Origin of the sequence: Microbacterium sp. LWO14-1.2 (assembly GCF_038397715.1) — a bacterium.
Taxonomy (GTDB): domain Bacteria; phylum Actinomycetota; class Actinomycetes; order Actinomycetales; family Microbacteriaceae; genus Microbacterium.
In genome coordinates this window covers 2448708-2465345 of record NZ_CP151633.1, presented here as the reverse complement: position 1 = coordinate 2465345, position 16638 = coordinate 2448708, and the positions used below count along the sequence as shown (strand labels likewise).

The window sequence follows — 16638 nt, the reverse complement described above, 5'->3', positions numbered from 1 at the left end:
GGCGACGTCTCGCGTGGTGGGTTTCGACGCTCGTGGTGGGTCTCGGCGGGGAGGATGCCGCGGGACGGGACGGCCGGGCGGGAGGGACGCGGGGCGGGGAGGATGCCGCGGGGCGGGGTCAGGCGCGACCCTGCTGCGGCGGGGCTGAGTCAGGCGCGACCCTGCTGCCGTGTGGCGCCGCGGGTGTCGAGGGCCAGCTCCTCGGCATCCATCGCGGCGAGCAGCTCGCGCATGACCTCCTCGTCGAGGTTGCCGGCGTCGCGCTCCTCCAGCAGGATCTCCCGCCGCACCTGCAGCCACCCCCGCGAGAGCGCGGCGAGGTCGTCGAACGAGGGGCGGCGCTGCACGGCATCCTCCACCTCCTGCGCCTCGTCGGTGTCGCGCTCGACCCGCGTCATGCGGCGTGTGAAGGCGTCGAACATCTCCAGATCGACGTGGCCGTGCGTGGCCTCCCATTCGGCGCGCTTCTCGGCGAGGTACTTCTTGCCCGCCTCGCGGCTCTTCGCCTTGACGGCCTCGAGCGCCCTCTCATCGTCCTGCTCGTCGACGTCGCTCGCGATGCCGAGTCCGCGGATCAGCACCGGCAGCGTCAGCCCCTGCAGCAGCAGCGTGCCGACCGTCACGATGAACGCCACGACGACGATCGCGTGCGAGGGCTCGGTGCCGAGCGTCGCGAGGTCGGCCGCGGCGAGCGCGGTCGCCAGGGTGACGACGCCGCGCATGCCGGCCCACGAGATGATGGCGTTGTCCTTCCAGGTGAGCTGCAGCCCGGCCATGCGGTCGCGCACGATCTTCGACCGCATCTCCTCGGGGTCGTACTCGCGCCAGCGCTTCGACTCCCGGCGCCTGTCGTCGAACGCCCCCGATTCGACCGCGCGATCCCACCGGGCGAGCCGTCGGCGGTCCTGGAAGTTCGCCCACGCATTCGTCGGGTACACGTACAGCGGGCGCACGACGAGCACCACGAGCAGTACGGCTCCGGAGAGCAGCAGGATGCGGCCGACCTCCTCGCCGCCCAGGTCGCGCAGCACCCGCGGGAACTGCAGTCCGATGTACGCGAACACGAAGCTCTCGAGCAGCAGGTCGGCCGACAGCCACAGCGGCTTCTCCTGCTGCCGGGTCGTGTAGTCGGTGCGCGGCGAGTTGTAGCCGACGAAGAGTCCCATCGCGACGACCGCCAGCACGCCGGAGCCGAGCAGGTGCTCGGCGATCGCGTAGGCACCGAATGGGGCGAGCAGCCCGAACGTGCCGATCACCACGGCATCGTTGATGCGCATGCGCAGCTGGTGCAGCACCGCGCCGAACATGAGTCCCACCGCGACGCCGACCCCGACCGCGAGAAGGAACTGCCAGATGCCGTCCCACACCGTGAGTGTCGCGCCAGCGAGGATCGCCGCGAACACCCGGTACAGCGTCAGCGAGGTCGCGTCGTTGATGAGGCTCTCACCTGACAGCACCGTCATGATGCGGCGAGGCAGACCGAGCTTGCGGCCGATCGCCGCGGCGGACACGGCATCGGGCGGGGCGACGATCGCACCGAGCAGCAGCGCGCCGGGGAGGGTGAGCGACGGAAGGATCCACCACGCCACGAAACCCACCGCGAGCGCCGTCAGCAGCACGAGGCTCACGCCCAGACGCCGGATCTGCGGGAGGCTGCGCTTGAACCCCACGAACGACACGTCGAGAGCAGCCGAGTACAGCAGCGGCGGCAGCACGAGATTCAGCAGCAGGTGCCCGTCGATCTCGACGTCGGGCACGAACGGGAGGAAGGATGCCGCGAGCGCGACGACCGTCACCAGCAACGGCGCAGGCCACCCCCGCCATCGAGCGATCGCCGCCACCACGACCGCACCGACGAGCACGTAGAAGATCTCGGCATCCATGCCCTTAAGGTACTGCGCCGACTCGGCGGGCCGTGCGCTCCTCAGTCGGAGGTCTCGGCCTCGCGCAGGGCGGCGCGGAATCCGACGTTCTCGTCCTGCAGGGCGAGCACGCGCGCGATGCCGACGATGTTGAGGCCGTCCTCGCGCAGTTCCGCCGCCCGACGCAGGCGGTCGATGTCGTCGTCGCTGTAGCGGCGGGTCCCGCCGTCGCTGCGGGCGGGAGTCAGCAGACCCTTGCTCTCGAAGAGCCGGAGCGTGGCCTCGGGAAGATCGACGAGCTGCGCGGCGACGGCGATGCCGTACAGGGGTGTGCGGGGGTCGCGCTGGGCCATTCTGAGAGTTCCCTCGGATCGACTTGCGAACTGGGCTGCAGGTGTTCTATAACAAATCTACAGCAAAAGATGCAGATTACCTGCATCGACTCATCGCCCTCTGGGCCGCACGAAAGGAGAACCTCATGGCACTGACCTTCGACCCCTTCAGCCAGCTCGATCGCTTCGCCGCGAGCGTGCTGGACTCCGTTCGCGCACCCCGGCTGATGCCGGTGGACCTCTATCGCGACGGCGACCGCTACATCTTGCACGCCGACCTGCCGGGGGCCGATCCCGGCTCGATCGACGTCGATCTCGACGGCGGACAGCTCACGATCCGCGCCCAGCGCACCGCAGACACCCGCGAGGGTGTGCGCTGGCTGGCCCGTGAGCGCGGCGCCGGATCGTTCCTGCGCCAGTTCACGCTCGGCGACGGTGTCGACCTCGACGGCATCAGTGCCTCGTACGAGAGCGGCGTGCTGTCGGTCATCATCCCGGTGAGCGAGCGCGCCAAGCCGCGCAAGATCACGGTCGAGTCGACGGAGCAGCGTCAGGCGATCGACGCCTGATCGACCGGGGCGGGGCGGGACGGCGGCGTCCCGCCCCGCGCCGCGTCTCTCGCCCCGCCGCGCCGCGCCGCCCCGCGCCGCCCCGTCACGCCCCGCGATCCCCCGTCACGATCGCCGAGCCACCCCTCATGCGCCGAGCCACCCCCGCGTGTGCCGCGCGCACGGGGGTGGCTCGGGCGAGAGGGGGTGGTTCGGCGAAGGGGCGGCGACGTGTCAGGCGGCGGTGTCCCTGCCACACACATACACACACACATGCTGCCGCTCGGGAATGCCCGCGCCCGGCTCGGCGTTGGGGTCGGGGTGACTGCTCTCTCCGTTCTCGACCTCGTCCCGGTGCGCACCGGGCAGACCAGCGCCGAGGCCATCGCGGCCTCCCTGTCCCTCGCCGAGACGGCCGACCGGCTGGGTTACCGCCGGTTCTGGTTCGCCGAGCACCACAACATGCCCGCCGTGGCGTCGACGACTCCCCCGGTGCTGATCGCCGCCGCCGCGACGCGCACCTCGACCATCCGCCTCGGATCGGGCGGAGTCATGCTGCCGAACCACGCGCCGCTCATCGTGGCGGAGCAGTTCGCCGCGCTCGAGGCCATCGCCCCCGGCCGTATCGATCTGGGTCTCGGCCGCGCACCGGGCAGCGACCCCGTGATCACGCAGCTGCTCCGTGGATCGGGCACGACCAGCGACGTCGAGCAGTTCCCCCGCCACGTGCAGGACATCGGCGCGCTCGTCTCGGGCGACGGCGCGACCGTGCGATTCACGTCGGGTGGCGAGTACACCGTGCGAGCGACTCCTGCTGCGACCGGCGCCCCCGAGGTGTGGCTGCTCGGGTCGAGCGACTACTCCGCGCAGCTCGCCGCCGCGCAGGGCCTGCCCTACGTGTTCGCGAACCACTTCTCCGGGCAGGGCCTCGAACGGGCGCTCGACCTCTACCGCAGCGGCTACCAGCCCAGCGAGGAGCACCCCGAACCGCGCACGTTCCTCACCGTGAACGCGGTCGCGTCGCCCACGCAGGAAGAAGCGGAGGCTCGCGCCCTGCCGCAGCTGCGCATGATGGCGCGGCTGCGGTTGAACAAGCCGCTCGTCGCCCTCGAAACAGTGGAGGAGGCGCTGGCCGCCGAGACGGACGCCGCGACCGACCAGGTCGTCGAGGCCGCGCGTTCCCGGTGGTTCGTCGGTACCGGTGAGTCGGTGGCCGCCGAGGTGCGCTCGTTCGCGTCGACGTACGGCGTCGACGAGGTCATGCTGTCGCCCGTCGCCGGCGCGTACGAGGCCGAGCCGCGCGACAGCGCAGCCGGTCGCGCGCAGACGCTCGAGCTCGTCGCCGCGGCGATGCGCTAGCGCACGGCATCCTGCCACTCCCGGCAAGGGCTGGTTTTCGCCCGCTGCGGGGCGTAGCGTCGGCCGCAACGGAAGGGGTTCGACGATGAGCACCAAGACTCTGGCACTCTGGGTGGCCTACGGGACGAACGGCGTGGTCGGCAGCATCCGCCACGACGACGAGGGATACACGGTCGTGATGGCGGGTTCGGATGCCGCGGCCGGCACCTTCCCGAGCCTCGCCTCCGCGAAGGGGGCTCTGCACTCGAAGATGCGGCCGGGCAGCGCCTGGCCGATGTTCGTCGAGCACTGAGCCGCGGCGAGACGCGGGAACGGACGGCCGCAGCGCTCGCTACGCCTCCGGCTCGCCGGAGAGGATGCCGCGCAGCCAGTCCCGCGCCTCGACGAACACGTCGTCGGCGTAGCGGTCGGGGTACTGCACGATCTGGCGGTCGGCGCGCGGGTACGACCCGAGGAACACGACGCGGGGACTGAACCGGCGGATGCCGAGCAGCGCGTCGGCCATGCGCTCGTGCGAGATGTGCCCGTCGGCGTCGATGACGAATCGGTAGCGTCCCAGTTCGTCGCCGATCGGCCGCGACTCGATGAGCGACAGGTTGATGCCGCGGGTCGAGAACTGCTCCAGCATCTCGAGCAGCGAACCGGGGTGGTCGTGCGGCAGCTCGACGATGAGCGAGGTCTTGTCGGCGCCGGTGGGCGCGGGAGCGGTGGTCGTCCGCGTGACGAGCACGAACCGGGTGACGGCCTGCGCGTTGTCGCCGATGCCCTCCGCGAGCACGTCGACGTCGAGGTGCTTCACGATGCCGGGCGCGGCGATCGCCGCCTGCGCGGGCAGCGATCCGTCGAGCACGCCGATGGCCGACGCGACGTTGCTCGCCGCCGGCACGTGCGAGTGCGACGGCACGTTCGCGCCGAGCCAGCCGTGGCACTGCGCGTAGGCGACGGGATGCGCGGCGATCACCTGCACGTCCGCCAGCGTCGTGCCTCGCGGCGCGACGAGCACGAAGTTCACCGGCACGAGGTACTCGCCGATGATGCGGAGCCCGGGGAGCGTCGCAAGGGCATCCTGCGTCGTGGAGACACCGCCCTCGATCGAGTTCTCGATCGCGATCATCGCCGCGTAGCTGCGACCCTCGAGCACGTCGGCGAGCGCCTCGCCGACGTTGTGCACGGCACGCCAGTCCTGACCCCGCGCCTCGGCGACCTGGTCGAGCGCCGCCTCCGTGAACGTTCCGGCAGGGCCCAGATAGCTGTAGGTGCGGCGTTCAGTCACGCGTTTCACCTTAGCCCGCGGCAGACCGGGTCGAGAATCGCTTTCGAATCGCGCGAATGGCTGCTTCCGAAGCGGAAAATCCACCAGGTGCGCGATTCGAAAATCGAGACGTGGTCGCACCGGGTCGACGGGCGTGTCAACGGGGATGCACTCCGGCCGAGTTGAGGGCAGACTGTCTGCATGACGAGCCGTGCCGGCCTCCCCGCGGAGGACACTGACCTGATCGACGTCGACGAGCTGATCGCCGCTTACTACGATCGGACGCCGAATCCCGATGTCGCCGCCGAGCGGGTGGTCTTCGGCACGAGCGGTCACCGCGGCTCCTCCCTGTCGAACAGCTTCAACGAGAACCACATCCTCGCGACCACACAGGCGATCGTCGACTACCGGGCCGCGCAGGGCATCACCGGCCCCCTGTTCCTCGGCCGCGACACGCACGCCCTGTCGCTGCCGGCCGAGCGCAGCGCCATCGAGGTGCTCGTCGCGAACGGCGTCGACGTGCGGGTCGACGCCCGCGACTCGTGGGTTCCGACGCCCGCGCTCAGCCACGCCATCCTCACCTACAACCGCGACCTGGCATCGGATGCCGCGGGTCGCGCCGACGGCATCGTCGTGACCCCCTCGCACAACCCTCCGCGCGACGGCGGCTTCAAGTACAACCCGCCGCACGGCGGACCCGCAGACACCGACGCGACCGGGTGGATCGCCGATCGAGCGAACGAGCTCATCGCGAACGGCCTCGACGGAGTGAAGCGCGAGAGCTTCGCCGACATCGACTGGGATGCCCTGCCGAGCTACGACTTCCGCGACGTGTACGTGCGCGATCTCGCGTCGATCATCGACGTCGACGCGATCCGCCGCGCGGGTGTGCGGATCGGCGCCGACCCCCTCGGCGGCGCGTCGGTCGACTACTGGGCGCACATCAAGGAGGTCCACGACCTCGACCTCACCGTCGTGAACCCCGAGGTCGACCCGACGTGGCGCTTCATGACGCTCGACTGGGACGAGAAGATCCGCATGGATCCGTCGTCTCCCTCGGCCATGGCCTCGCTCGTCGCCAAGAAGGGCGACTTCGACGTGCTCACCGGCAACGACGCGGATGCCGATCGCCACGGCATCGTGACCCCCGACGCCGGGCTCATGAACCCCAACCACTACCTCGCGGTCGCGATCGATTACCTGTTCTCGCACCGCGCCGAGTGGCCCCGCGACGCCGCGGTCGGCAAGACGCTCGTGTCGTCGATGATCATCGACCGCGTCGCTGAGTCGCTCGGCCGCCGCCTGCTCGAGGTGCCGGTGGGCTTCAAGTGGTTCGTCCCTGGCCTGCTCGACGGCACCGTCGCGTTCGGCGGTGAGGAGTCCGCCGGCGCGTCGTTCCTCCGCAAGGACGGCAGCGTCTGGTCGACCGACAAGGACGGCATCCTGCTCTGCCTGCTCGCCGCCGAGATCATCGCCGTCACGGGCAAGACGCCCTCGGAGCGCTACCGCGAGCTCGAAGAGGCCTTCGGCTCGTCGGCGTACCAGCGGGTCGACGCCCCGGCCACCCCGGAGCAGAAGGCGACGCTCGGCAGGCTCGCACCGGATGCCGTCGCCGCCACGACCCTCGCGGGCGAGGAGATCACGGCCAAGCTGTCGCACGCGCCAGGCAACGGCGCCGCCATCGGCGGGCTCAAGGTGCAGACCGAGCACGCGTGGTTCGCGGCCCGCCCGTCGGGCACCGAGGACGTCTACAAGCTGTACGCGGAGAGCCTGCGCGGCCCCGAGCACCTCGCCGAGGTGCAGGAGGAGGCGCGAGCCGTCGTCTCCGCCGCGCTCGGAGGCTGAGTCGGCGCGTTTCGTCTCGCTCCGCTCGCTCAACGACCCAGAGGCTCCGCTCGCTCAACGACCTTCCCGGGGCATCCCCCGCGGGCCGTTGAGCGAGGAGCGCAGCGACGAGACGAAAGGCGGCGAACGACCGGAGAGGGTCCGCCCGCTCAACGACCCGAGAGGCTCCGCTCGCTCAACGACCTTCCCGGGGCATCCCCCGCGGGCCGTTGAGCGAGGAGCGCAGCGACGAGACGAAAGGCGGCGAACGACCGGAGAGGGTCCGCCCGCTCAGCGCGAACGGGCGAGGAGTGCGCCGGCCTCGCGCAGCCAGCGCGCGGGCTCGGCGAGCGCGGCAGCCGACGATCCGGCGAGTGCGGTGAGCGAGGCGGATGCCGCGAACAGCGTCGTGTCGGAGTCGTCGGTGATGCGACCGGCGGCGAGCAGTGCGGTCGCTCCGGCGGATGCTGCGAGTCCGGCGATGAACGACGGGACCTTGCCGTCGCCCGACTGCCCGTCGTAGGAGCCCTCCCCGGTGACGACGGCGTCGGCACCGCGGATCGCCGACTCGAGCCCGACCAGGTCCGCGACCTCGGCCGCCCCGGGCGCGAGGACGGCGCCCCAGGCGACGAGCGCCGCACCGGTCCCGCCGGCTGCGCCACTGCCCGGCAGCGAGGAGTCGAGGCCGAGGAGGTCCGCGAGGCGCGCGAGCGCGGCATCCACCCGCTCGATGTCGTCAGGCAGCAGCCCCTTCTGCGGACCGAAGACCGCCGCCGCGCCCCGCGGGCCGACGAGCGGATTGGTCACGTCGGTGAGCACGCGCACCTCGGGTGCCGTCCGCAGCCCGTCGAGGTCGACGGACGCGAGGTCGAGCAGTCCGCGGGCTCCCCGGGCGACGGGTGCTCCGGTGGCATCGAGAAACCGCGCCCCGAGGGCGGTCAGCATCCCCGTTCCCCCGTCCGTCGACGCGCTCGATCCGATGCCGACGATGACGCGCGAGACTCCGTGGTCGAGGGCCGCGGCGATCGCCTGACCGAATCCGGTCGTGTCGGCGTCTGCGGGGCGCAGCTCGTCGAGCAGTTCGATCCCCGAGGTCGAGGCGAGGTCGACGACGGCGGTGCCGCCGGGTGTCTCCGCGTCGGCCGGGAGCAGCAGCCACGCGGTGTCGATCGCTGCTCCCGCGGGGCCGTCGACCGTGACGGGCATGCGCTGCGCGCCGGGCACCGCCGCCGCGAACGCCGCCACCGTGCCCTCGCCGCCGTCGGCCATGGGCCGGTGCACGAACTCGGCATCCGGTTCGACGGTCGCCCACCCGTCGGCGAGCGCCGCCGCCGCATCCGCCGCCGTGATCGTGCCCTTGAAACTGTCGGGAGCCAGCACCACCCTGGTCATGCGCCCACCCCCGGGGTGCTCGCCCGCACGATGACCTCGAGCGGCAGCGGCGTCTGCTGCCAGTCGGCGTCGACCGTCGCGCGGAAGGCCTGATATCCGATATCGCTGAGCGGCATGCGCACGGTCGTGAGCGCGGGGGTGACGTCGTTGCTCGACGGCACGTCGTCGAAGCCGCAGACCGCGATGTCGGCCCCGACCTCGCGCCCGGCGGCGCGGATCGCCGACATGGCCCCGATCGCGATCACGTCGCTCATGCCGAACACCAGGGTTCCCGGTTCGACGCCGTCGGACAGCGCCGCCGCCATCGCCTCGGCACCGGACTCGCGCCGGAAGTCTCCGCGGAGCACGCGATCGACGCGTCCGCCTGCCCGCTCGAACCCGCTCATGAAGCCGGCGACGCGTTCGTCGGAGGTGAGCACGCCCGGTGCCGCGCCGACGACGATCGCCGACCGGTACCCGAGGGCGCCCATCTGCAGGCCCAGCTCTTCGGCGCCCGCACGGTTGTCGATCTCGACGTGGCGGTTGTCGCCGACACGGGCGCCGAACGTGACGACCCTGCTGCCGAAGCGTCCGAACCCGTCGAGCTCGGCCTCGGTCGCGGAGTAGTCCTCGCCGCTCGTGCGCGAGGCCGCGATGATGAGCCCCTGCGGGCGCTGTCCGCGCAGCGCTCGCACGATGCGGGCCTCGCGGGCCGGGTCGCGCTCGGTGATCGAGATCGTGACGACGAGGCCGTGCTCGTCCGCGCCCTTCGCGACGCCGGCGGCGATGAGTCCGAAGTAGGGGTCGGCGATGTCGGCGACGAGCAGCGCGATCACGGGCGACGTGCCTCGCGCGGTGGCCTGCGCCGAGACGTTGGCCGTGTAGCCGAGGGCTGCGGCCGCCTGTTCGACGCGCTCGCGGAACGACTCGGCGACCTTGCGCTCCGAGCCGTTCAGCACACGGGATGCCGTGGCCAACGACACCCCGGCCTCCCGCGCCACGTCGTGCAGCGTCGGGGCCGCGCCTCGCGGTGTGCGCGGCTGGCGCACGCGGGAAGGGCTTTCCGGCAGGGTCATGCCCCGAGCCTAGTGGTCGGTGCGGCGGCGGCGTCCGGCCCGTTCGACGGACGTGTCCCCGGATGACGGGCGGGACCGCCCACCTGCGGCATGCCAGTCCCCGGCCCGCCCCTCCGCCGCCCGGTCACGGCAGGTGCGGCGACACCGCGGACCCGAATGCCTCCGCCGTGCGCCGCACGACTCGCGCGGGGTCGTCGGCCCACACGTCGGCGTGGAAGATCTCGACCTCGATATCGCGGTCGTACCCGGTCTCGACGACCGCGCGCGTGAGCGACCCGAAGTCGATGATCCCGTCACCGGGGTAGTGCCGCGACAGCAGCACGTCGGCCGGCAGCGGCGTCTTCCAGTCGCACACCTGGTACGTCGCGATGCGACCCTCGCGTCCGGCGCGAGCGATCTGATCGAGCACCTGCGGGTCCCACCAGATGTGGAACGTGTCGACCGCAGCTCCGACGACGTGCGGCGCGAAGTCGGCGGCGAGGTCGAGCGCCTGGCCGAGGGTCGAGACGACCGCGCGGTCGGACGCGTACATCGGATGCAGCGGCTCGATCGCCAGCGTGACACCGGCCGCCTCGGCATCCGGCGCCAGCGCGCCCAGGGCGTCGCGCACCCGCTCGCGGGCCCCGAGGAGGTCCCGGGAATCGGCCGGCAGGCCTCCCGCGACGAGCACGAGCACGGCCGTCGACCCGTCGGCGCCCGCCGCCGCGAGCGTCGCGGTCTCCTCGATCGCGCGCCGGTTGTCGTCGAGGGCCGCGACCCGCTCCGGCCCATCGGGGAGCGTGAAGAACCCGCCGCGGCAGTGCGTCGTGAACCGCAGCCCGGAGTCGGCGAGCATGCGCGCGGCGACGTCGAGGCCGACGTCGTTCACGGGCTCGCGCCAGAGGCCGATGGCCTGGATGCCGGCATCCGCCGTCACGCGCAGGGCCGTCGCGAGGTCGGCGTGCTTGATGGTCGCCTGGTTGATGCTGAGGCGCGGGTCGACGGTCATGCGTGCGCCTTCCCGAGGTCGACGCCGTTCAGGCGCAGCATCCCGTGCCAGCGCTCCCGCGCGAGCTCCGGGTCCTCCAGGGCGAGCGAGGCGTTGGCGAGCTCGACGATGCGGCTGAGGTGCGGGAGGCTGCGCGCGGAGTGCAGGCCGCCGACCATCTGGAACGCCGGCTGGTGTCCGTTCAGCCAGGCGAGGAACGCGACGCCGGTCTTGTAGTAGAACGTCGGAGCGGCGAACACCTGACGGCTGAGCTCCTCGGTCGGGCCGAGGATGTCGAGGTAGCGCTGCGGGTCTCCGGCATCGAGCGCCTGGATCGCGGCCGACGCGACCGGGGTGATCGCGGCGAACGCGCCGAGCAGGGCGTCGGAGTGCGTGCGTTTCCTCTCGCGCGGCTCGCTCGACGGCGAGTGGCCGCCGATGAGGCCGACGTAGTTGAAGTCGTCGCCCGTGAACATGCGCACGCCCTCCGGCAGGCGCTCGCGCACCGAGATCTCGGATTCGGCGTTCAGCAGGCTCATCTTCACCCCCGCGACCTTGTCGGGGTGCTCGCCGATGATGTCGAGCAGCACGGAGGATGCCGTCTGCCAGTCGCTCGCACCGAAGTAGCCGTCGAGCTCCGGGTCGAAGGCCGGACCGAGCCAGTGCAGCACGACCGGAACGGTCGCGCTCGCCAGCACCTCGCGGTACACGCGGCGGTAGTCGTCGGCATCCGTTGCCGCGCGTGCGACATGACGGGACGCCATGAGCACCGGACCCGCCCCCTGCTCCTCGGTGAAGTGCAGCTGCTCCTTGTACGCGTCGATCACCCGGTCGAGGGGGATGCGCTGCTCGTCGACGTGGTCGGTGTTGACCCCGACGACGACCGACGCCCCCTCCTCGCGGGCGACCTCGGCGCTGCGGGCGATGAGCTCGCGCACGGCGGCGGGGTCGAGACCCATGTTGCGCTGCGCGGTGTCCATGGCGTCGGCGACGCCGAGTCCCCACGAGTACACGTTGCGGCGGAACGCGAGCGTGGCGTCCCAGTCGATGTCGGCCGGGCGGCCCGGCGTGTTGTCGGCGTGCACCTTCGGCACGACGTGGGCCGCGGCGTAGGCGACGCGGCTCCGCAGCGGAGCGGTGGGTCGTGCGTAGCCGGCGCCGTCCTGCAGCGGGGTGTCGGACAGCGACCCGTCCGGCGCGAGCAGTCGGAGCGCGCTCATCGCAGCGTCAGCGGCTCGAGCGGCACCTTGCGCCCCTCGGCGGAGGACGTGAGGCCGGCCTCGGCGAACTGCACGCCGCGTGCGCCGGAGAGCAGGTCGAACGGGTACGCCGTGCCCTCGACGTACGAGACGAGGTACTCCTGCCACTGCTGACGGAATCCGTTGAGGAACACGTCGTTGGTGGGCACCTGCTGCCAGTCGGCGTCGTAGTCGTGGCCGTCTTCGAGGTCGGGGTTCCACACCGGCTTGGGCGTGGCGTTGCGGGGCTGGATCTTCGCGCCGAACAGTCCGACGACGGCGGATCCGTGCGTGCCGTCGACCTGGAACTCGACGAGTTCGTCGCGGTTCACCCGCACGGTCCAGCTGGAGTTGATCTCGGCGATGATGCCGCCCTCGATCTCGAAGATGCCGTACGCCGCGTCCTCGGCGGTCGCGGTGTAGTGCTCACCCTTCTCGTCCCAGCGGTCGGCGATGTGCACGGCGGCCTGCGCGTACACGCTCGTGACCTCTCCGAACAGGTTCTCCAGCACGTAGTTCCAGTGCGGGAACATGTCGACGATGATGCCGCCGCCGTCTTCCGTGCGGTAGTTCCAGCTCGGACGCTGGGCGGGCTGCCAGTCGCCCTCGAACACCCAGTACCCGAACTCGCCGCGCACCGAGAGGATGCGGCCGAAGAACCCCGAGTCGATGAGGCGCTTGAGCTTCTGCAGACCGGGCAGGTACAGCTTGTCGTGCACGACGCCGGTCTTCACCCCGGCCTCGTCGGCGAGACGAGCGAGCTCGATGGCCTCGTCGAGCGATTCGGCCGTGGGCTTCTCGGTGTAGATCGCCTTGCCGGCGGCGATCGCCTTGCGGAGCGCCGACGCCCGGGCCTTGGTCACGAGGAAGTCGGCGTAGATCTCCCACTGCGGGTCGGCCAGCACTGCGTCCAGATCGGTCGTGTAGTCGTCGATGCCGTGCTTCGCGGCGAGCTCGGCGAGCTTCGCCTCGCTGCGACCGACGAGGAGCGGCTTGACCGTGACGCGGGAGCCGTCGGGCAGCTCGATGCCGCCCTCCTCGCGGATCGCGAGGATCGACCGCACGAGGTGCTGCCGATAGCCCATGCGCCCCGAGACGCCGTTCATGATGATCCCGATCTCGCGGGTCGTGGCCTGTGCCATGCTGGTCCGTCCTGTCGATGCCGTCGCGACCGCGGTCGCTGTGGGTAAACGCTTTCCGACAGCATGGCATGTGATCGAGGCTGGGGGCAAGAGATCGCGGAAAACGCTCTCCGCCGATCCGGCGGCGCTCGCGTCAGCGCACGGTCGAGGGCCCGCGCGTCAGCGCTCGCTGGCCCGTTCGACGAGGGAGGCGGGGACCACGGATGCCGCAGCCACGGGCGATCCCTCGATCTCGCCGACGAGCAGCTCGACCGCGCGCTGCGCGAGAGCCTCGAAGTCCTGCCGGATCGTCGTGAGCGGAGGACGGTAGTTCGCGGCATCCGGCACGTCGTCGAAGCCGATCACCGCAACGTCGTCCGGCACGCGGCGGCCCGCATCGGCGAGTGCCCGCAGCAACCCCAGCGCCATCTGGTCGTTGGCGCAGAAGACGGCGGATGCCCCGGCCAGCGCCGCACCCGCCGCATACCCCGCCTCGGACGACCAGTCCCCTCGCACGACGTCGGGCTGCTCGGCATCCGCCGCGCTCAGCGTCTCGCGCCAGCCGCGCTCGCGCTCGGCGGCGGCGAACGACTCGGCGGGGCCGGCGAGGTGATGCACCGTGCGGTGACCGAGGTCGAGCAGGCGCTGCGTGGCGGCAGCCGCTCCCCCGGCGTGGTCGCTGTGCACGACGACGAGGCCGGATTCCGCCGGAGCGTCGACCACGACCAGTCGCAGCCCGAGGGGGCGCTGCGCCGCGGGCACGAGCGCCGAGGCCTCGTTGAGCACGATGGCGCCGTCGACGCCCTGCTCGGCGAGGCGCTCGAAGGCATCGGCCACACCCGCGGCGGCGGTCACGAGGGTGAGGGCGTAGCCGCGCTCGGCTGCCGCTTCGGCCGTGGCCTGCAGCATGCGGGAGTTGCCGACCGTCGCGAGCGTGGTCACGACGAGGCCGATGGTCTGCGAGCGCCCGGTTCGCAGCGCGCGGGCGGCGCGGTGCGGGCGGTAGCCGAGCTCGGCCATCGCCCGCTCGACGCGCTCCCGCGTCGCCGGGTCGACGCGCGGACTGCCGTTCACGACCCGCGACACCGTCTGGCCGGAGACGCCGGCGCGGGCGGCGACGGCGGCCATCGACACACGGTCGCCCGATGTCCCGCGATGCGGGCGGGCGGGATGGGTCTGCTCGCTCATCGTCCGCCCTCCGTGCTCATCCCGGTTGATCCATGTTGACGTTATCACGCGGCGCGACCTACCATGTTGACGTGAACACGCACGATGCCTCCGCGCTGCCTGCCGAGACCCTGACCGCCGGCGTTGTGAAGCGCACGACCAGTCTGGCCGACGGCCGCGAGCTGCTCTACTTCGACGATCCGGGCACGACCCTCGGACCCGAGCGCGCGGTCGATGCGAGGGCCCTCGACCCCCGCGGCGAGACCGCCACCATGCGCCTCGACGTGCTCACCGGCGACTGGATCACCGTCGCGGCGAACCGGCAGAACCGCGTCATGATGCCGAGCGCCGACGCCGACCCCCTCGCCCCGCAGTCGCCGACCAACCCGTCCGAGGTCCCGTCGCGCTACGACGTCGCGGTGTTCGAGAACCGCTCCCCCGCCTTCGGCCCCGCCCTCGCCGAAGCGACCGGCACGGCCCCCGGCGCGAACAACGCACCGCGCGGCCTCGACGACCTGGCCGCCCTCGGTCTCGGCCGCACCCGCACCTCGGTGGGACGCTGCGAGGTCGTGTGCTTCAGCCCCGAGCACACCGGATCGTTCGGCACGCAGACCGTCACCCGTGCACGGACCGTGATCGAGGCGTGGGCCGACCGCACCGCGGCGCTGTCGCAGCTGCCGGGAGTCGAGCAGGTGTTCCCGTTCGAGAACCGCGGCGAGGCGATCGGCGTCACCCTGCCGCATCCGCACGGACAGATCTACGCCTACCCCTACGTGACGCCGCGCACCACGCGTCTGCTCGACTCCATCGACCGCACCGCGCCCGACCTCTTCCAGCGGATCCTCGATTCGGAGCGCGGGTCCGACCGCGTCGTGCTGCAGGGCGAGCACTGGACCGCGTTCGTGCCGTTCGCCGCACGGTGGCCGCTCGAGGTGCACCTCGTGCCGCACGAGCACGTCGCCGACTTCGCCGCCACGACCGCCGCGCAGCGCGACGAGCTGGCGCCGCTGTACCTGCGGCTGCTGCGCGGCGTCGACGCACTGTACGACACCCCGACTCCGTACATCGCCGCGTGGCACCAGGCCCCCGTGCACGTCGGCCGCGACAGCGTGCGGCTGCACCTGCAGCTCACGAGCCCGCGGCGCGCGGCCGACAAGCTGAAGTTCCTCGCGGGCTCCGAGGCGGCGATGTGGGCCTGGGCCGCCGAGATCACGCCGGAGCAGGGCGCCGCCCGACTGCGCGACGCGGTCGAGAGCGTCGGCGAGGTCACCGCATGAGCACCGCGCACGAGCAGGCCACGAGGCTGCTGGCGGATCTCACCGACGCGGCGACGGAGGGCGTCTGGTCGGCGCCGGGCCGCGTCAACCTCATCGGCGAGCACACCGACTACAACGAGGGCTTCGTCCTGCCGTTCGCGATCCCGCACCGCACGGTGGCCGCCGTCGCACGACGCCGCGACGACCGCATCCGCGTCGCCTCGACCTTCACCGAGGAGCCGGTCGAGGTCGCGCTCGCCGAGCTCGACGAGCTGTTCCCCACGGCGCCCGGCTCCGCGCCGCGGGTTGCGGAGTGGGCCGCCTACCCCCTCGGCGTCGCATGGGCTCTGCGCCGGGCCGGCATCGAGAGCTCGGGCATCGACATCGCGATCGCCTCCGACGTCCCGGTGGGCGCCGGACTCTCGTCATCCGCCGCGATCGAGGGGGCCACGGCATCCGCTCTGAACGAGCTGTGGGGCGCAGGGCTCGACCGCACCGCGCTCGCCCGCATCGGCCGTCGCGCCGAGAACGAGGCCGTCGGCGCTCCGACCGGGATCATGGACCAGATGGCCGCGATGCTCGGCGAATCCGACGCCGCGATCTTCCTCGACTGCCGCTCGCTGGACGCGGTGACGGTGCCGGTCGGACTCGCCGACGCCGGGCTCGAGATCCTCGTGATCGACACCCGGGTCTCGCACGCCCACTCGACCGGTGGGTTCCGCGAACGACGGGCGTCGTGCGAACGGGGCGCGGCGCTGCTCGACGTGCGCAGCCTGCGCGACGTCTCGACCTCCGACCTGCCCCGCGCCGAGCGGGTCCTCGATGACGTGACCTTCCGCCGCGTGCGTCACATCGTGACCGAGAACCAGCGCGTGCTCGACACCGTGCGGACCCTCCGCGAGCACGGTCCGCGCGCGATCGGCGACCTGCTGATCGCCTCGCACGCGTCGATGCGCGACGACTTCGAGATCTCGGTCCCCGAGCTCGACACCGCCGTCGAGGCGGCCGTCGAGGCGGGGGCGATCGGCGCGCGCATGACGGGCGGCGGCTTCGGTGGGGCGGCGATCGCGCTGATCGAGCGCGACGCCGAGCGGGCGGTGACGGATGCCGTGCGCGCCGCGTTCGCGGCATCCGGGTTCGCGGAGCCGACCGTGTTCACCGTCGTGCCGTCGGCGGGTGCCGGTCGCGACGCCTGACCCTTTCGAGTAGCGCGAATGGCAGTCCGCAGCCCCTGAGAACTGCAATTCACGCGATTCGAAAGCGCC

Annotated in this window: 15 protein-coding genes; 6 read left to right on the top strand and 9 right to left on the bottom strand. The window is 71.9% G+C overall.

Annotated elements, in window-relative coordinates:
- Positions 1–149: 149 nt before the first annotated feature.
- Complete coding sequence (locus MRBLWO14_RS11785; RefSeq protein WP_341933350.1) at positions 150–1883, bottom strand: sodium:proton antiporter; 1734 nt, start codon at positions 1881–1883, stop codon at positions 150–152.
- 41 nt (positions 1884–1924) lie between these two features.
- Positions 1925–2215 (bottom strand): MerR family transcriptional regulator, encoded by a 291-nt coding sequence (locus tag MRBLWO14_RS11780; protein ID WP_341933349.1) that lies wholly within the window; start codon positions 2213–2215, stop codon positions 1925–1927.
- A gap of 125 nt (positions 2216–2340) precedes the next feature.
- Between MRBLWO14_RS11780 and MRBLWO14_RS11775 the strand changes: the two genes are divergently transcribed.
- The 3 genes from MRBLWO14_RS11775 to MRBLWO14_RS11765 all read left to right on the top strand — a co-directional run bounded on the left by MRBLWO14_RS11775 (position 2341) and on the right by MRBLWO14_RS11765 (position 4393).
- Positions 2341–2763 carry an Hsp20/alpha crystallin family protein gene (locus MRBLWO14_RS11775; RefSeq protein WP_251589176.1) on the top strand — a complete coding sequence of 141 codons (423 nt, stop codon included), beginning with the start codon at positions 2341–2343 and terminating at the stop codon, positions 2761–2763.
- Positions 2764–3015: 252 nt separating this feature from the next.
- Positions 3016–4101, top strand: a complete 1086-nt coding sequence (locus tag MRBLWO14_RS11770) for an LLM class flavin-dependent oxidoreductase (RefSeq protein ID WP_341933348.1) — start codon at positions 3016–3018, stop codon at positions 4099–4101.
- 85 nt (positions 4102–4186) lie between these two features.
- Positions 4187–4393, top strand: coding sequence for a methyltransferase (locus tag MRBLWO14_RS11765; RefSeq protein ID WP_341933347.1), 207 nt, complete (start codon positions 4187–4189; stop codon positions 4391–4393).
- Positions 4394–4432: 39 nt separating this feature from the next.
- Here MRBLWO14_RS11765 and pheA read toward each other — a convergent pair whose 3' ends face one another.
- Positions 4433–5383 (bottom strand): prephenate dehydratase, encoded by a 951-nt coding sequence (gene pheA / locus MRBLWO14_RS11760; RefSeq protein WP_341933346.1) that lies wholly within the window; start codon positions 5381–5383, stop codon positions 4433–4435.
- A gap of 171 nt (positions 5384–5554) precedes the next feature.
- Between pheA and pgm the strand changes: the two genes are divergently transcribed.
- Positions 5555–7198 (top strand): phosphoglucomutase (alpha-D-glucose-1,6-bisphosphate-dependent), encoded by a 1644-nt coding sequence (gene pgm / locus MRBLWO14_RS11755; protein WP_341933345.1) that lies wholly within the window; start codon positions 5555–5557, stop codon positions 7196–7198.
- A gap of 270 nt (positions 7199–7468) precedes the next feature.
- Here pgm and MRBLWO14_RS11750 read toward each other — a convergent pair whose 3' ends face one another.
- The 6 genes from MRBLWO14_RS11750 to MRBLWO14_RS11725 form a co-directional block, all read right to left on the bottom strand.
- A complete protein-coding gene (locus MRBLWO14_RS11750) occupies positions 7469–8569 on the bottom strand; it encodes a glycerate kinase (protein ID WP_341933344.1) in 1101 nt (366 codons plus the stop codon).
- Complete coding sequence (locus MRBLWO14_RS11745) at positions 8566–9624, bottom strand: LacI family DNA-binding transcriptional regulator (RefSeq protein WP_341933343.1); 1059 nt, start codon at positions 9622–9624, stop codon at positions 8566–8568. Before MRBLWO14_RS11745 ends, MRBLWO14_RS11750 begins: the two co-directional genes overlap by 4 nt.
- A 124-nt stretch (positions 9625–9748) precedes the next feature.
- Complete coding sequence (locus MRBLWO14_RS11740) at positions 9749–10612, bottom strand: sugar phosphate isomerase/epimerase family protein (RefSeq protein ID WP_341933342.1); 864 nt, start codon at positions 10610–10612, stop codon at positions 9749–9751.
- Positions 10609–11811: a dihydrodipicolinate synthase family protein gene (locus tag MRBLWO14_RS11735; protein WP_341933341.1), complete on the bottom strand. Its 1203-nt coding sequence runs from the start codon at positions 11809–11811 to the stop codon at positions 10609–10611. Before MRBLWO14_RS11735 ends, MRBLWO14_RS11740 begins: the two co-directional genes overlap by 4 nt.
- A complete protein-coding gene (locus tag MRBLWO14_RS11730) occupies positions 11808–12971 on the bottom strand; it encodes a Gfo/Idh/MocA family oxidoreductase (protein WP_341933340.1) in 1164 nt (387 codons plus the stop codon). The genes MRBLWO14_RS11735 and MRBLWO14_RS11730 overlap by 4 nt, the downstream gene beginning before the upstream one ends.
- 159 nt (positions 12972–13130) lie before the next feature.
- On the bottom strand, positions 13131–14138 hold the full coding sequence (locus MRBLWO14_RS11725; protein WP_341933339.1) for a LacI family DNA-binding transcriptional regulator: 1008 nt from the start codon (positions 14136–14138) through the stop codon (positions 13131–13133).
- A 71-nt stretch (positions 14139–14209) separates the two neighbouring features.
- Here MRBLWO14_RS11725 and galT point away from each other — a divergent pair, with 71 nt between their 5' ends.
- The gene (gene galT, locus MRBLWO14_RS11720; protein ID WP_341933338.1) at positions 14210–15394 is read left to right on the top strand and encodes a galactose-1-phosphate uridylyltransferase; all 1185 of its coding nucleotides are present in this window, start codon (positions 14210–14212) and stop codon (positions 15392–15394) included.
- Positions 15391–16569: a galactokinase gene (gene galK / locus MRBLWO14_RS11715; protein ID WP_341933337.1), complete on the top strand. Its 1179-nt coding sequence runs from the start codon at positions 15391–15393 to the stop codon at positions 16567–16569. The genes galT and galK overlap by 4 nt, the downstream gene beginning before the upstream one ends.
- Positions 16570–16638: the final 69 nt, after the last annotated feature.

Coding starts and splice junctions, on each gene's coding strand:
- galK (WP_341933337.1), top strand. CDS start 15,391: ATGAGCACCGCGCACGAGCAGGCCACGAGGCTGCTGGCGGATCTCACC.
- MRBLWO14_RS11765 (WP_341933347.1), top strand. CDS start 4,187: ATGAGCACCAAGACTCTGGCACTCTGGGTGGCCTACGGGACGAACGGC.
- MRBLWO14_RS11740 (WP_341933342.1), bottom strand. CDS start 10,612: ATGACCGTCGACCCGCGCCTCAGCATCAACCAGGCGACCATCAAGCAC.
- MRBLWO14_RS11770 (WP_341933348.1), top strand. CDS start 3,016: ATGCTGCCGCTCGGGAATGCCCGCGCCCGGCTCGGCGTTGGGGTCGGG.
- MRBLWO14_RS11775 (WP_251589176.1), top strand. CDS start 2,341: ATGGCACTGACCTTCGACCCCTTCAGCCAGCTCGATCGCTTCGCCGCG.
- MRBLWO14_RS11785 (WP_341933350.1), bottom strand. CDS start 1,883: ATGGATGCCGAGATCTTCTACGTGCTCGTCGGTGCGGTCGTGGTGGCG.
- MRBLWO14_RS11750 (WP_341933344.1), bottom strand. CDS start 8,569: ATGACCAGGGTGGTGCTGGCTCCCGACAGTTTCAAGGGCACGATCACG.
- MRBLWO14_RS11745 (WP_341933343.1), bottom strand. CDS start 9,624: ATGACCCTGCCGGAAAGCCCTTCCCGCGTGCGCCAGCCGCGCACACCG.
- MRBLWO14_RS11735 (WP_341933341.1), bottom strand. CDS start 11,811: ATGAGCGCGCTCCGACTGCTCGCGCCGGACGGGTCGCTGTCCGACACC.
- MRBLWO14_RS11730 (WP_341933340.1), bottom strand. CDS start 12,971: ATGGCACAGGCCACGACCCGCGAGATCGGGATCATCATGAACGGCGTC.
- MRBLWO14_RS11725 (WP_341933339.1), bottom strand. CDS start 14,138: ATGAGCGAGCAGACCCATCCCGCCCGCCCGCATCGCGGGACATCGGGC.
- MRBLWO14_RS11780 (WP_341933349.1), bottom strand. CDS start 2,215: ATGGCCCAGCGCGACCCCCGCACACCCCTGTACGGCATCGCCGTCGCC.
- pgm (WP_341933345.1), top strand. CDS start 5,555: ATGACGAGCCGTGCCGGCCTCCCCGCGGAGGACACTGACCTGATCGAC.